The sequence below is a fragment of the Methylobacterium sp. WL103 genome, assembly GCF_008039885.1.
GTDB classification, from domain to species: Bacteria; Pseudomonadota; Alphaproteobacteria; order Rhizobiales; family Beijerinckiaceae; genus Methylobacterium; species Methylobacterium cerastii.
The window spans coordinates 1-735 of sequence record NZ_VRUX01001132.1 but is presented as its reverse complement, the minus strand read 5'-3'; the positions used below and the strand labels follow the sequence as shown (position 1 = coordinate 735).

At 73.2% G+C, this 735-nt stretch carries 2 protein-coding genes; one reads left to right on the top strand and one right to left on the bottom strand.

Features of this window, described 5'->3' with window-relative positions:
* The coding region (locus FV222_RS30790) for a hypothetical protein (RefSeq protein WP_210248524.1) at window positions 1-211 on the bottom strand (211 nt) is incomplete at its 3' end.
* A gap of 4 nt (window positions 212-215) precedes the next feature.
* On the opposite strand from FV222_RS30790, the gene FV222_RS28235 reads away from it, so the two are divergent.
* A partial coding sequence (locus tag FV222_RS28235) for an AbrB family transcriptional regulator (protein WP_147816423.1) occupies window positions 216-735 on the top strand: 520 nt, incomplete at its 3' end.

The window sequence follows — 735 nt, the reverse complement described above, 5'->3', positions numbered from 1 at the left end:
TCGCCGCGCTGGCCGCCTTCTTCCGCGCCCAGGCTCCGGCCGGCACCGCCGCTTGCCGCGACGCGACCATCGACGCCGGGTGACGGCACCCGGACGAGGCCGACTCGCACAGGGCTGGGTTGTGTGTCGGCCCGCGTGACAGGGTGGACGGCAGGGTGTAGCGCGGCGCCAGGGTCGCGTCTCCGCCATGCGATCGATCGAACCGACGCATCGCCTTGCCTTTTCCCACACGGACCATCGCCCTCTGGGCGGCGCTGATCGCCGCCTCGGCCCTGCTCGGCTTCGGCCTGAAGCTGGCGCAGTTCCCGGCCGCGCTCCTGCTAGGGCCTATGGTCGCCGCGATCGTTTTCGGGGTCCGTGGGGCGCCGCTGCGGATGCCGAAGCCCGCCTTCCAGGCCGCCCAGGCGATGATCGGCTGCATGGTGGCCCACGCCATCACCGCGGAGATCACCAAGACCCTGATCGCCGACGGCCCCCTGATCCTGCTCGTGGTCGGCGTCACGGTGCTGGCCGGCGCGCTGGTCGGGCTGATCCTGACGCGCCTGCGGGTGCTGCCCGGCACCACCGCCGCCTGGGGCTCCTCGCCGGGCGGCGCGGCGGCGATGGTGGCGATGGCCGAGGAATACGGCTCCGATCCGCGCCTCGTCGCCTTCATGCAATACGTGCGCGTCGCCGCCGTGGTGCTCTCGGCCTCCCTCGTGGCGCGGCTGCTCACCGATTCGGCGACGGCTGGGC